This is a genomic window from Streptomyces sp. NPDC014907 (assembly GCF_055562975.1).
In genome coordinates this window covers 145497-158728 of sequence record NZ_JBVHEG010000011.1, presented here as the reverse complement: position 1 = coordinate 158728, position 13232 = coordinate 145497, and the positions used below count along the sequence as shown (strand labels likewise).

Below are 13232 nucleotides of genomic sequence, written 5' to 3'. Positions count from 1 at the left end.
GCGCCCCTTCCGGCCCGGACCTCCCGGCCGTCCTGCGCCCCCTCACGTCAGGCCGCCCACCGGTGCCACCACCACGCCCTGCTTGCCGCAGACCCAGTGCGGGTCTGGGCCCAGCTCGGGCTCCACGTCCAGGGCGTGCGGGTCGCCCGAGGAGCAGACCGGGCAGATCGGCCAGCGGCCGTACCGTTCGAGGAGGGCGTCCTGCACGTCCTGGGCGACGAGCCCCGCGACGTACGCCACCCCCTCCGGCCACTGCTCGACCCACCAGCGCCGGTGGGTCACCGCGTCCTCCACCATCGACACCATCTCGGCGGCGGCGACCTCCCGGGCCGCCAGGTCGGCCAGTACCAGCGCACGGGCGGTGTGCAGCGCCTGCTCCACGGGGTCGATGTCGTCCATGCCCTCATTGTCACCCGACGGGGGCCGAGGACGACGGGCTCCTTCCCGGCCGGAGCCCTCCGGGGCCTCCAGGGCTTTCCGGAGGCTTCCGGGGGCTTGTCGCCCCCCGCTTTCCGAAAGTATCTTTCAGATGTGATCAATGACGTGAAGGAAAGTTTCAGCGGCGAGGCGCCCCCCGCCCCCGCCGCGCTCGCCGCCAAGGTGCGGACCCTCGCGCCGTCCATGACCCGCTCCATGCAGCGGGTCGCCGAGGCCGTCGCCGGCGACCCCGCCGGCTGCGCCGCCCTCACCGTCACCGGCCTCGCCGAACTCACCGGCACCAGCGAGGCGACCGTCGTCCGCACCGCCCGCCTCCTCGGCTACCCCGGCTACCGCGACCTGCGCCTCGCCCTCGCCGGGCTCGCCGCCCAGCAGCAGTCCGGCCGCGCGCCCGCCGTCACCGCCGACATCGCCGTGGACGACCCGATCGCCGACGTCGTCGCCAAACTGGCCTACGACGAACAGCAGACCCTCGCCGACACCGCCGCCGGGCTCGACACCGTCCAGCTCGGCGCCGCCGTCGCCGCGCTCGCCACCGCCCGCCGCGTCGACATCTACGGCGTCGGCGCCTCCGGCCTCGTCGCCCAGGACCTCGGCCAGAAGCTGCTCCGCATCGGCCTGGTCGCCCACGCCCACAGCGACCCGCACCTCGCCGTCACCAACGCCGTGCAGCTCCGCTCCGGGGACGTCGCCCTCGCCATCACCCATTCCGGTTCGACCGGCGACGTCATAGAACCGCTCCGGGTCGCCTTCGACCACGGCGCCACCACCGTCGCGATCACCGGCCGCCCGGACGGCCCCGTCACGCAGTACGCCGACCACGTCCTCACCACCTCCACCGCCCGCGAGAGCGAACTGCGCCCCGCGGCCATGTCCTCCCGCACCAGTCAACTCCTGGTGGTGGACTGCCTGTTCACCTGCGTCACCCAGCGGACGTACGAAACGGCCGCCCCGGCCCTGGCCGCCTCGTACGAGGCCCTGGCCCACCGCCACGCGCCCCGCGCCCGCTGAACCGCGCCCCGCACCCGCCGGGGCCCGCCTCCGTGAAGCCCCGGCCCCGACGCCGCCCCCCGTACCGAAAGAGCCGCACGTGTCCCCTTCCGCTTCCACGTACTCCGAGCTCCGCGCCCAGCTCGCCACCCTCGCCACCGAGGCCTTCCGCTCCGAGCTCGCGGAGATCGACCAGCTCCCGACCCTGGACATCGCCCGCACCATGAACGGCGAGGACCAGAGCGTCCCCGCCGCCGTCGCCCGGGTGCTCCCCGCCGTCGCCGCCGCCATCGACGCCACCGCCGAGCGGATGGCCCGGGGCGGCCGGCTCGTCTACATGGGCGCCGGGACCGCCGGACGCCTCGGCGTCCTCGACGCCAGCGAGTGCCCGCCCACCTTCAACACCGATCCCTCGCAGGTCGTCGGCCTGATCGCGGGCGGACCCTCCGCCATGGTCAAGGCCGTCGAGGGCGCCGAGGACTCGCGCGAACTCGCCGCCGCCGACCTGGACGCCCTCGGCGTCACCGCCGACGACACGGTGGTCGGCGTCTCCGCCTCCGGCCGCACCCCGTACGCCGTCGGCGCCGTCGAACACGCCCGCGCGAAGGGCGCGTTGACCATCGGACTGTCCTGCAACGCGGGCAGCGCGCTCGCCGCCGCCGCCGAGCACGGCATCGAGGTCGTCACCGGCCCCGAACTGCTCACCGGCTCCACCCGGCTCAAGGCGGGCACCGCCCAGAAGCTCGTGCTCAACATGATCTCGACCATCACGATGATCCGGCTCGGCAAGACGTACGGGAACCTCATGGTCGACGTCCGCGCCTCCAACGAGAAGCTCCGGGCCCGTTCGCGGCGGATCGTCGCCCTGGCCACCGGCGCGCCGGACGAGGAGATCGAGGCCGCTCTCGCCGCCGCCGACGGCGAGGTGAAGAACGCGATCCTGATCATCCTCGCCGACGTCGACGCCCCCACCGCGGCCCGCCGGCTGAAGGACTCCCAGGGCCGTCTCCGCGCGGCGCTGCATCCGGCCGGGCCCACCGCGTGACCGCACCGCTCCGCCGCCACCGCGACCCCCGTCGGCATCGGCGGAGCCCGGACGGAGCCCCTGCCCCACGGAGGCCCTGATCGTGTCGTCCACGAGCGTCGTCCACGCTCGTGGACGACACGTTCAATCCGCCTGGGAGTTCCGCCGGGTGTTGGGCGGCGTCTTGGACTCCCTGAACGTGAGGTCCTCGCCGTGCGCGCGGAACAGCTCGCTGACGTACGCGTCGAACTCGGCGACCCGGGACTGGCGGGAACGCAGCGCGGAGAGCTCCTCCCCCTGCTGCTTGTTGACCTGGCTCTGCTTCTCGTGCCAGGCCCCGTCACCGGGGGCCTTGGGCACACGGTCGAACTCCTCCTGGTTCCGTACGAGGAAGCTGCCGACCTGCACCAGTTCTTGCCGACCGGACTTCGCGTCGGGTTCCGCCCGGTAGACGACGATCTCGAGTCCGTCCGCCTGCCCGGTTCTGATCCGTTCCCTGAGAAGGGGCCACTCGATCCGGTTGAGCACGCTCGAATCCGTCGTGCCGTCCAGAACGCTGGCCGTGACACGGCCCGTCAGGGCCTCCACGTACGAACTCGACAGCCGCTCCCAGAGCGCGCTGAAGGTCGGGGACGAAGTCCACCCCGGGAGGCCGAAGAGCAGGCCGTCGAAGATCCGGCCCTGGATCGAGGACTCCAGCACCACGCCGCGCCCCACGCTCGCGTTGTCGACGGAGACGGCCGCTCCCAACTTGGACCAGAGGTGGGCGTGGTCCGCGGACTGTGCCGCACAGCGTTCCAGGGCCTGGCCGAACCCCTCTTTGCCCTGGTTCCTGACGTACCAGTCGTACTGGATCCTGTTGCCGTACACCCCTTTCTGCTGCAGTCCCTCCATGACGCGGCCGATGACCGCGCCGTTCACGGGAGTCGGCCCGTCGGCCGCGAGGTCCCGCTCGACGATCGCGAGCAATTCGTCGATGGCACCGGTGAAGCCGGAGTCCTCGGCGAGCCTGCCGATACGCGAGATCCGCTGCTTCAGCTCGGCCCGGTCGGCGGAGAACGCGCTCCGCCGCTCGGCGGTCCCCGGCCCCGAGGAGGCCTCCGAACCCGTGGAGCCCGTCGGGGACTTCTCCGGCAAGGTGGCCGGTGCCCGTTGTACCGACGCGTCCCCGGGCCGCGCTCCCGCGCCGTGGGGCGCCGCGTCGGCCTCCGCCCGCCGACCGGGGGCCGGGGCCGACATGACGCGGCGCGCGTTGGCCTCGGCCGCCCGCTCGAAACGGTCGGACGGGTCGGAGACCTGCAGGCCGGAGCCGTTGTCGGCGCCCGCGACCGGGCCCTGGCGCTGCTGGACGACATGGGTGAGTTCATGGGCGAGGGTGTGCCTGTCGCCGCCTCCCTCACCGATGACGACGTGACTGCCGGAGGTGTAGGCGCGGGCCCCGATCTCCGCCGCCGAGGCCCTGGCGGCTCCGTCGTCGTGGACGCGCACGTCGGAGAAGTCCGTGCCGAAACGGGACTCCATGTCGGCGCGCGTCGTCTCGTCGAGCGGCCGGCCGCCGGAACGCAGGACGTCGTGGACGGCGGAGCGCTGCACCGGGGGCCCGTGGCCGCAGCCGGCGTCGTGCCGGTGCTGTTCCCGCGCGTCGTCCCGCGCTCCGGGGTGCCCGGCCCGGCGGAGCAGCTGGACGACGGCGGCGTTGCCCGCGCCGCTCTGCAGGGCGAGGAGAGCGGCCTGCGGGGTTCCGGCGCCGCCGGCCTGCCGGGCCGGGGGTGCGGGGCTCTGCGCGCGGCTGTCCTTTTCCGGGGCCGAGCGCCGGACGTTCGCTTCGGTCGACACGAGTCCTCATTCGGAAGGGGCGGGGGCTCTCTTCTGGATACCGGGCCCGTGGGCGCGCGGACAGAGCCGGAAGGGCAGTGCCGGGGGCCGGCGGACGGGACCGGAAGGGCAGCAGCCGGTACGGCCCGGGGAGGCGGGTGTCGCGGGAGCGGCGGGAGTCGCGGGAGCGGCAGGGGCCGGGAAGGCGCGGGCCGCCGGGGCCGGGAGGCGCGAGTCGTGGTGTTCGGGAAACGCGCCGAGGGCGGCACCCCCCTCACGGGGGGTGCCGCCCTCGGCTGTCGCGTTCGGCGACGAACCACCGATCCCTGGGGATCAGAAGTCCATGTCACCGCCCGGCATGCCGCCGCCGGCCGGCGCGGCGGCCTTCTCCGGCTTGTCGGCGATGACGGCCTCGGTGGTGAGGAACAGCGCGGCGATCGACGCGGCGTTCTGCAGCGCGGAGCGCGTCACCTTCGCCGGGTCGATGATGCCCTCGGCGATGAGGTCGACGTACTCGTTGGTCGCGGCGTTCAGGCCGTGGCCGACGGGCAGGTTGCGGACCTTCTCCGCCACGACGCCGCCCTCGAGGCCGGCGTTGACGGCGATCTGCTTCAGCGGGGCCTCCAGGGCCAGCTTCACGATCGCGGCACCGGTGGCCTCGTCACCGGAGAGGTCGGCCTCCAGCTTCTCGAAGACGGTCGACGCCTGGAGCAGGGCCACGCCACCGCCGGCGACGATGCCCTCCTCGACGGCCGCCTTCGCGTTGCGGACGGCGTCCTCGATGCGGTGCTTGCGCTCCTTGAGCTCGACCTCGGTCGCGGCACCGGCCTTGATGACGGCGACGCCACCGGCGAGCTTCGCCAGGCGCTCCTGGAGCTTCTCGCGGTCGTAGTCCGAGTCGCTGTTCTCGATCTCGGCGCGGATCTGGTTCACGCGACCGGCGACCTGCTCGCTGTCACCGGCACCGTCGACGATGGTGGTCTCGTCCTTGGTGATGACGACCTTGCGGGCGCGGCCCAGCAGGTCGAGGCCCGCGTTCTCCAGCTTGAGGCCGACCTCCTCGGAGATGACCGTGCCGCCGGTGAGGATGGCGATGTCGTTCAGCATGGCCTTGCGGCGGTCGCCGAAGCCCGGGGCCTTGACCGCGACGGACTTGAAGGTGCCGCGGATCTTGTTGACGACCAGGGTCGACAGGGCCTCGCCCTCGACGTCCTCGGCGATGATCAGCAGCGGCTTGCCCGACTGCATGACCTTCTCCAGGAGCGGGAGCAGGTCCTTCACGGAGGAGATCTTGGAGTTGACGATCAGGAGGTACGGGTCGTCGAGCGACGCCTCCATGCGCTCCATGTCGGTGGCGAAGTACGCCGAGATGTAGCCCTTGTCGAAGCGCATGCCCTCGGTGAGCTCCAGCTCCAGACCGAAGGTCTGGGACTCCTCGACGGTGATGACGCCTTCCTTGCCGACCTTGTCCATCGCCTCGGCGATGAGCTCGCCGATCTGGGTGTCGGCGGCGGAGATGGAGGCCGTGGAGGCGATCTGCTCCTTGGTCTCGACATCCTTCGCCTGCTCGAGCAGGGCGCCGGAGACGGCCTCGACGGCCTTCTCGATGCCGCGCTTGAGGGCCATCGGGTTGGCACCGGCGGCGACGTTGCGGAGGCCCTCGCGGACGAGCGCCTGGGCGAGGACGGTGGCGGTGGTCGTACCGTCGCCGGCGACGTCGTCCGTCTTCTTGGCGACTTCCTTGACCAGCTCGGCGCCGATCTTCTCGTACGGGTCCTCGAGCTCGATCTCCTTGGCGATGGAAACACCGTCGTTGGTGATCGTGGGGGCACCCCACTTCTTCTCGAGGACGACGTTGCGGCCCTTGGGGCCAAGGGTGACCTTGACGGCGTCAGCGAGCTGGTTCATGCCGCGCTCGAGACCGCGCCGGGCCTCCTCGTCGAACGCGATGATCTTGGCCATGTGAAGTGGTCCTCCCGGACATGGGGTGGATAACGCTCCAGGACCGCGCCGACGCCCGCGACGGACGGCCTCCGGTTGCTCCGCGCGGTTCCTTGCCCCACGCGGCCGACGGCCTCGTCTACCCGATCCTCGTAGCACTCTCACCTTCCGAGTGCTAACGCCAATGATTAGCACTCGCCCTATGAGAGTGCAAGCGACTCTCGGGTTTCGGGCGGGGAACCGGGGGTTCCGGAAGGCGGCACGGAAGCCCGGACGGGAAGCCCGGCGGGCGGGAAGCCCGGCGGACGGGAAGCCCGGCGGGCGGGAAGCCCGGCGGGCGGGAAGCCCGGCGGGCGGGAAGCCCGGCGGGCGGGAGGGCCGGCGGGCGGGAGGGCCGGCGGGCGGCGGCCCGGAGGACGCGGGGCGGGGCGGCCCGGGTTGCGCGCGGACCGGGGGCCCGGCGGGCGGCGACTCGGAGGGCGCGGGGCGGCCCGAGTCCCGGGCGGACGGAGGCCCGGCGGGCGGTGGGGCGGAGGACGCGGGACGGGTCCCGCGCGGACGGGACGCCGGCGGCCGGCGGCCGGGAAGGCCCCCCGGGCCGGGAACGCGTGAGGGGCCCGCGTCCCTTCCGGGACGCGGGCCCCTCGACGGCGTTGCGTCGGTGGCCGATCGCGCCGCGCTCAGACGGCGAGCTTGACCATGTCCGCCTGCGGACCCTTCTGGCCCTGCGAGATCTCGAACTCGACTCGCTGTCCTTCTTCGAGGCTGCGGTAGCCATCCATCTGGATCGCGCTGTAGTGGACGAAAACATCCGCACCACCGTCGACCGCGATGAAGCCGTAGCCCTTCTCCGCGTTGAACCACTTGACGGTGCCCTGAGCCATGCCTAACTCCCCTGTTACTGGCCCTTGCGCGGGGCCGCACTTCACGAACCCCGGGTCAGACCCTGCGCCGGAACGCGTCGACCGCGGCTGAATGTATCTGCCCAACTGCCCTCTGCAACAGGCCGTTCGAGCGAGAATTCTGGGCACGCCGGAAAGGAGGAAAAGGGAGAATCCCTTGAATCTTCGGGCAAGTCGGGCCCGGCAAAGCGCGCAGAAGGTGCACAACGTGCGCACGGTTTGGCCACTTCTTGTCATGTCGAGGGGCGTTCTCATATGCGCCCGGCATGAGCGGGAGAGGGGGCTTCCCCAACTCTACCGCGTTCAACCATGCAGAATTGCCCCTTCCGCTTACGGGCGCGGAAGGGGCAATTCAAGGGCGATTCAAGAAGGACGGGACGGGAGGGGCGGGAGAGGAGGGGCGGGACCGCGGAACGCGGGCGCCCTCCGTTCAGCAGCCCCCGGCGACCGCGGGGATGATCGAGACGCCCGCGCCGTCCGGCGTGGCCGTCTCCAGACCCTGCTCGAAGCGCACGTCGTCGTCGTTCACGTACACGTTGACGAAGCGGCGCAGCTTGCCCTGGTCGTCCAGGACGCGGGCGGCGATGCCCGTGTGGTTCTTCTCCAGGTCCGCGATGACCTCGGCGAGGGTCGCGCCCTCGGCCCGCACCTCGGACTGCCCGGCGGTGTAGGTGCGGAGGATGGTGGGGATACGGACGTTCACGGCCATGACTTCGTAACCTTTCGGGGACCGGAGGGCTTCAGCGCGCCAGGCCGGCGTCGCGGAACGCGTCCAGGCTCGGGCGGATGGTGGCGGTCGCCTGCGAGGTGTCGGCCACGGCGTCCAGGGTCTTGAGGCCGTCACCGGTGTTGAGGACGACGGTGGTCAGTTCCGGGTCGAGGAGGCCGTTCTCCACGAGCTTGCGGGTGACGCCGACGGTCACGCCGCCCGCCGTCTCCGCGAAGATGCCCTCGGTCCGCGCGAGCAGCTTGATCGCGTCCACGATCCGCTCGTCGTCCACGTCCTCCACGGCACCGCCGGTGCGGCGGGCGATGTCCAGGACGTACGGGCCGTCGGCCGGGTTGCCGATGGCGAGCGACTTGGCGATCGTGTCCGGCTTCTGGGGCCGTACGACGTCGTGGCCGGCCTTGAAGGCGGCCGACACCGGGGAGCACCCCTCGGCCTGGGCGCCGAAGATCCTGTACGGCTTGTCCTCGACCAGGCCCAGCTTGACGAGCTCCTGGAGACCCTTGTCGATCTTGGTGAGCTGGGAGCCGGAGGCGATCGGGATGACGAGCTGGTCGGGAATGACCCAGCCGAGCTGCTCGCAGATCTCGTACGCGAGCGTCTTGGAGCCCTCGCCGTAGTACGGGCGCAGGTTGACGTTCACGAAGCCCCAGCCCTCGCCGAGCGGGTCGCCGATCAGCTCCGAGCAGAAGCGGTTCACGTCGTCGTAGTTGCCCTCGACGGCGACCAGGTCGCCGCCGTAGACACCGGCCATGACGACCTTGCCCTGCTCCAGGTCGTGCGGGATGAACACGCAGGAGCGGAAGCCGGCGCGGGCGGCGGCGGCGCCGACGGCCCCGGCCAGGTTGCCCGTGGAGGAGCAGGAGAGGGTGGTGAAGCCGAAGGCGCGGGCGGCCTCGATGGCCTGGGCGACGACCCGGTCCTTGAAGGAGTGGGTCGGATTGCCCGAGTCGTCCTTGACGAACAGCTTCCCGGGGGCGACGCCGATCTCGCGGGCGAGGTTGTCGGCCTTGACGAGCGGGGTCCAGCCGGGGTTCAGGTTCGGCTTCTCGGCCACGTCGGCGGGGACGGGCAGGAGGGGGGCGTAGCGCCAGATGCTGGCGGGGCCGGCCTCGATCCGCTTCCGCAGTTCCTCGGGGTCGCCGGCCGGCAGGTCGTAGGCGACTTCGAGCGGTCCGAAACAGAGTTCGCAGGCGAAGATCGGGCCGAGGGCGAAAACTTCACCGCATTCGCGACAGGAGAGCCCGGACGCGGGACCGAGGTCGACGGCGGTGGAGGGTGCGACGGTCTGTACAGCCATGGAGGCGAGGCCCTTTCTCCTCATCTTTCCCATGACGAATTTTTCGCCATGAGACGGATTTGGCACCTTCCCTAGCCGGTGGACCCCGATGGAGTACGAGACTGACCGACTGGAGGGTTGCCGGGGCTTCAACGGGCCGTTTCCCTCTGCCCCTCTGGATGAGCGGTATTCGGTTGTGGAACGCGGCGGACTTTCGTTCTCGCGCTCCGGCGCGGATGCCACCCCGACGTGCGGAGGGCGGTCGCGTTGTTCAAGACTGTAACCGAAGGCCCGGGTGCTTGGACGGCCCGTCCGAACCGCGAGATGGAGATGACGTGCTGGAAGAGGTGGAGCGCTGGCTGGCCCGGCGGTCCTGGTCCGTGGCGGACCGGCCGATGGAGCGGATTCTCGCCGCCAAGCGTGCGACGACGGTCAGCGTGGTGCTGCCGGCGCTGAACGAGGAGGCGACGGTCGGGGACATCGTCACCGTGATCCGGCGCGAGCTGATGTCGGAGGCGGTGCCGCTCGTCGACGAGCTGGTGGTGGTCGACTCGGGCTCCACGGACCGCACGGCGGAGGTCGCGGCGGCGGCCGGCGCCCGGGTGGTCGCGCGGGACGCGATACTCCCCCGCATACCGGCCGTGCCCGGCAAGGGCGAGGTCCTGTGGCGGTCGCTGATGGCGACGCACGGGGACGTGGTGTGCTTCGTGGACGCGGACCTGCGGGACTTCTCCGCCGACTTCGTCACGGGGATCGTCGGCCCGCTCCTGACCGACCCGGAGGTCCACCTCGTCAAGGCGATGTACGACCGTCCGCTGGACGGCGCCCCCGGCCAGGGCGGCCGGGTGACGGAGCTGATGGCGCGCCCGCTGCTCAATCTGCACTGGCCGCAGCTGGCCGGGTTCGTCCAGCCGCTCGGCGGCGAGTACGCGGCCCGCCGCTCGCTCCTGGAACGGCTGCCCTTCCCGGTCGGCTACGGGGTGGAGCTGGGCCTCCTGGTGGACGCGCTGCACACGGTCGGCCTGGACGCGCTCGCGCAGGTGGACGTGGGGGTGCGCAAGCACCGGCACCAGGACGGGCACGCGCTGGGCCGGATGGCGGCGACCATCTACCGGACGGCGCAGCTGCGACTCTCGCGGGGCCATCTGGTGCGGCCGTGGCTGACCCAGTTCGAGCGGGGCGAGCAGGGCTTCGAGCCGCGCACGTACGCGGTGGACACGGAGGAGCGGCCGCCGATGGGCGGGATCGCGGAGTACGCGCGCCGCCGCGTGGCGTAACACCGTCCGATGATCCGCTTTGTCTACCTTTCTTCTCCATGGGCTTCGGACGACGTGCGGGCAGGGCGCTGACGGTGACGGTCCTGGCGACGGCCGCGCTGGTACCGGTGACGGCGGGCCCCGCGCCCGCCTCGCCCCCGCCGGGGCCCGCACCGGCGGTGTCGCCGGTTCCGGGCCCGGAGGGCCGCGCCGTCCTTCCCGCTCCCGCCCCGGCCCCGACCCGGGGCGGGGCCGGGGGAACCACCGAACGGCTGTGGCTGCTCGGCGGGCTCGTGGCGGCGCTCGCGGGAACGGGATGGGTCGCGAGGACGGCGGCGCGCGGCACGACCGCCCCCTGACCGGCCCGGCCCGCGTCCGTGACCCTCCGTGGCCGGATCTCCTCGTCTCGTATCCGTACGTTTGAGCGTTTACGGGACGGGCTAGGTTCGCCACATGGCTACTGTGCTCGTGGCATCCAACCGGGGTCCGGTCTCGTACGCGCTCGGCGAGGACGGTTCGCTCGACACCCGGAGGGGTGGCGGCGGCCTGGTCTCCGGGCTGAGCGCCGTCTCCTCGCAGGACAGCCTGTGGGTGTGCGCGGCCCTCGGCGAGGGCGACCGGGAGGCGGTCCGGCGCGGCGTCGGGGAGCCCGGCGTGCGGATGCTGGACATCGACCCGGCCGTGTACGCCGACGCGTACAACGGCATCGCGAACTCGGTGCTGTGGTTCCTCCACCACCACCTGTACGACATCCCGCGCGAGCCCGTCTTCGACGCGGAGTTCCGGCGCCTCTGGGAGTCGTACCGCGCCTACAACCGCGCCTTCGCGGAGGCGCTGGCCGCCGAGGCGGACGAGGGCGCGGCGGTCCTGGTGCAGGACTACCACCTGGCGCTGGTCCCCGGACAGCTCCGCGAGCTGCGCCCGGACCTGCGCATCTCGCACTTCACCCACACCCCGTGGGCCTCCCCCGCGTACCTGGGGATGCTGCCGGACGACATCCGCGAGGAGCTGCTGTGGGGCATGCTCGGCGCGGACGAGGTGGGATTCCACACGCGGGCCTGGGCCGACGCCTTCACCAGCGGCGCGCCCGTCGAGGGCACCGGGACGCGCGTCGCGGTGTACCCGCTCGGCGTCGACGCCGAGGAGCTGCGGGCGCTGGCGTACCGGCCGGCCGTGGACGAGCGGCTGGCGGAGCTGCGGGCCGAGGTCGGCGACCGGAAGACCATCGTCCGCGTCGACCGCACCGAACTGTCGAAGAACATCCTGCGCGGCCTGCTCGCCTACCGGGAACTCCTGAACGCGCGCCCCGAGTGGCGCGGCCGGGTGGTCCACCTGGCGTCGGCGTACCCCTCGCGCCAGGACCTGGAGGTGTACCGCTCGTACACGGCCTCGGTGGCGGCGCTCGCGGAGGAGATCAACGCCGAGTTCGGCACGGAGGACTGGACGCCGGTCCTGGTCTCGGTGAAGGACGACTTCGTCCGCTCCCTGGCGGCCTACCGCCTCGCGGACGTGGCCCTGGTGAACCCGGTCCGCGACGGCATGAACCTGGTCGCCAAGGAGATACCGGTCGTCTCCGAGAACGGCTGCGCCCTGGTCCTGTCCCGGGGGGCGGGCGCGTACGAGGAGCTGCGCGAGAACGCCCTCACGGTGAACCCCTTCGACGTGTCGGAGACGGCGGAGGCCCTCCACACCGCCCTTTCCATGCCCCCGTCCGAACGCGCCGACCGCACCAAGCACCTGGCGGCGGCGTCCACGGCCCTGCCGCCGCAGCGCTGGTTCCTGGACCAGCTGGAGGCGCTCAGGAGCCCGGGACGGCCCTGACGGACACGGCGGCGCGGCCCGCGCCGCTCCCACGTCGTCGCCGCCGTCGGTGACGGTCGGCACGGGGTCCTGCCGCCGGTACGGGTCTGCCGGTACGGGTCTGCCGGTACGGGCCGGGGCGCCGTCGGGGGCGCTCCGGATCACCCTGGCCCGGGTCTCGGGCCGCGCGAGCCCGTGGTCCTCGCGGTTCCGCGGGACGCACCCGGTGCGGAACGGCCTGCGGCACGCTCCGCCGGGGCCGGTGAGGACCCCGTGCCCCTTCGTGGTGAACCCGTCTCGCCGGAACCGGGCGGCGCGGGCGGGCGTCCGTCCCGAGGACAGCACGATCACACATCCCGGTGAAGGACCCGCCCATGTCGGCAACGGCCGCCCGCTACCTGTACCTCACCCGGCACGGCGAGGCGACGCCGGACGAGAGCGGGCTGACGGACGACGGCCGCCGTCAGGCCGTCCTGCTCGGGGAGCGGCTGCGCGGCGCCCCGCTCGCGGTGGTCCACCACGGCCCGCTCGCGCGCGCCGAGCAGACCGCGCGGCTGGTCGGCGAACAGCTCGACGGCGTACCCCTGCGGCGTTCCGCACCGGCCGGCGACTACATCCCCTCCGTGCCCCTGCGCGAGGAGCTGCCGCCGGAGTCGGCCGACGCCCTGCTCGCCCACCTGGCCCGGTTCCCGGCGGAGGAACGCGAACAGGGCCCCGGCCTGGCCCGGAGGGCCCTCGCGCTGTTCACGGGACCCGTCGCCGGTGACGAGCCGCGCCACGAACTCGTCGTCACCCACAACTTCCTCATCGGCTGGCTCGTCCGGGCCGCCCTCGGCGCCCCGGAGTGGCGCTGGACGACCCTGAACCACGCCAACGCCGCGCTCACCGTCATCCGTTACGCGCCGGGCCGGGCCCCGTCCGTCCTCCTCTTCAACGACACCGGCCACCTCCCCGCCGGACTCCGGTGGACCGGCTTCCCGCCCGACCTCCGCGTCTGAGAGCGGCCGGAGCACCGGGCGGCACGGCGCCGGGCCCGCGCGGCGCCCGCGTGCCCGGGCGC

Annotated in this window: 12 protein-coding genes and 1 riboswitch; of the genes, 6 read left to right on the top strand and 6 right to left on the bottom strand. The window is 72.6% G+C overall.

The features are described 5' to 3' along the window. Window positions 1-42: 42 nt before the first annotated feature. Window positions 43-399 (bottom strand): hypothetical protein, encoded by a 357-nt coding sequence (locus tag ACZ3IL_RS24865; protein ID WP_467393552.1) that lies wholly within the window; start codon window positions 397-399, stop codon window positions 43-45. A gap of 132 nt (window positions 400-531) precedes the next feature. Here ACZ3IL_RS24865 and ACZ3IL_RS24860 point away from each other — a divergent pair, with 132 nt between their 5' ends. Then, on the top strand, window positions 532-1449 hold the full coding sequence (locus ACZ3IL_RS24860) for a MurR/RpiR family transcriptional regulator (protein ID WP_467393550.1): 918 nt from the start codon (window positions 532-534) through the stop codon (window positions 1447-1449). 79 nt (window positions 1450-1528) lie between these two features. Further along, a complete protein-coding gene (murQ, locus tag ACZ3IL_RS24855; RefSeq protein ID WP_467393548.1) occupies window positions 1529-2473 on the top strand; it encodes an N-acetylmuramic acid 6-phosphate etherase in 945 nt (314 codons plus the stop codon). A 123-nt stretch (window positions 2474-2596) separates the two neighbouring features. On the opposite strand, the gene ACZ3IL_RS24850 is transcribed toward murQ, so the two are convergent. The 5 genes from ACZ3IL_RS24850 to thrC form a co-directional block, all read right to left on the bottom strand. After that, the gene (locus ACZ3IL_RS24850; protein WP_467393546.1) at window positions 2597-4288 is read right to left on the bottom strand and encodes an eCIS core domain-containing protein; all 1692 of its coding nucleotides are present in this window, start codon (window positions 4286-4288) and stop codon (window positions 2597-2599) included. A gap of 312 nt (window positions 4289-4600) precedes the next feature. After that, a complete protein-coding gene (gene groL, locus ACZ3IL_RS24845) occupies window positions 4601-6229 on the bottom strand; it encodes a chaperonin GroEL (RefSeq protein ID WP_062753193.1) in 1629 nt (542 codons plus the stop codon). Window positions 6230-6888: 659 nt separating this feature from the next. Then, complete coding sequence (locus tag ACZ3IL_RS24840; RefSeq protein WP_015035246.1) at window positions 6889-7092, bottom strand: cold-shock protein; 204 nt, start codon at window positions 7090-7092, stop codon at window positions 6889-6891. A gap of 448 nt (window positions 7093-7540) precedes the next feature. Beyond that, a complete protein-coding gene (locus ACZ3IL_RS24835) occupies window positions 7541-7819 on the bottom strand; it encodes a MoaD/ThiS family protein (RefSeq protein WP_467393544.1) in 279 nt (92 codons plus the stop codon). 31 nt (window positions 7820-7850) lie between these two features. After that, window positions 7851-9161, bottom strand: coding sequence for a threonine synthase (thrC, locus tag ACZ3IL_RS24830; RefSeq protein ID WP_467393683.1), 1311 nt, complete (start codon window positions 9159-9161; stop codon window positions 7851-7853). Beyond that, window positions 9155-9302, bottom strand: a riboswitch (SAM riboswitch). (Overlaps the previous gene by 7 nt.) Before the next feature lie 149 nt (window positions 9303-9451). Here thrC and ACZ3IL_RS24825 point away from each other — a divergent pair. From ACZ3IL_RS24825 to ACZ3IL_RS24810, 4 genes are all read left to right on the top strand, one after another. Continuing rightward, a complete protein-coding gene (locus tag ACZ3IL_RS24825) occupies window positions 9452-10393 on the top strand; it encodes a glucosyl-3-phosphoglycerate synthase (protein ID WP_467393542.1) in 942 nt (313 codons plus the stop codon). A 38-nt stretch (window positions 10394-10431) separates the two neighbouring features. Next, window positions 10432-10731, top strand: coding sequence for a hypothetical protein (locus tag ACZ3IL_RS24820; RefSeq protein ID WP_467393540.1), 300 nt, complete (start codon window positions 10432-10434; stop codon window positions 10729-10731). A gap of 94 nt (window positions 10732-10825) precedes the next feature. Then, a complete protein-coding gene (locus ACZ3IL_RS24815; protein WP_467393538.1) occupies window positions 10826-12193 on the top strand; it encodes an alpha,alpha-trehalose-phosphate synthase (UDP-forming) in 1368 nt (455 codons plus the stop codon). A gap of 353 nt (window positions 12194-12546) precedes the next feature. Next, a complete protein-coding gene (locus ACZ3IL_RS24810) occupies window positions 12547-13170 on the top strand; it encodes a histidine phosphatase family protein (protein ID WP_467393536.1) in 624 nt (207 codons plus the stop codon). Window positions 13171-13232: the final 62 nt, after the last annotated feature.

Coding starts and splice junctions, on each gene's coding strand:
- ACZ3IL_RS24815 (WP_467393538.1), top strand. CDS start 10,826: ATGGCTACTGTGCTCGTGGCATCCAACCGGGGTCCGGTCTCGTACGCG.
- ACZ3IL_RS24835 (WP_467393544.1), bottom strand. CDS start 7,819: ATGGCCGTGAACGTCCGTATCCCCACCATCCTCCGCACCTACACCGCC.
- ACZ3IL_RS24865 (WP_467393552.1), bottom strand. CDS start 399: ATGGACGACATCGACCCCGTGGAGCAGGCGCTGCACACCGCCCGTGCG.
- groL (WP_062753193.1), bottom strand. CDS start 6,229: ATGGCCAAGATCATCGCGTTCGACGAGGAGGCCCGGCGCGGTCTCGAG.
- ACZ3IL_RS24840 (WP_015035246.1), bottom strand. CDS start 7,092: ATGGCTCAGGGCACCGTCAAGTGGTTCAACGCGGAGAAGGGCTACGGC.
- ACZ3IL_RS24820 (WP_467393540.1), top strand. CDS start 10,432: ATGGGCTTCGGACGACGTGCGGGCAGGGCGCTGACGGTGACGGTCCTG.
- thrC (WP_467393683.1), bottom strand. CDS start 9,161: ATGAGGAGAAAGGGCCTCGCCTCCATGGCTGTACAGACCGTCGCACCC.
- ACZ3IL_RS24810 (WP_467393536.1), top strand. CDS start 12,547: ATGTCGGCAACGGCCGCCCGCTACCTGTACCTCACCCGGCACGGCGAG.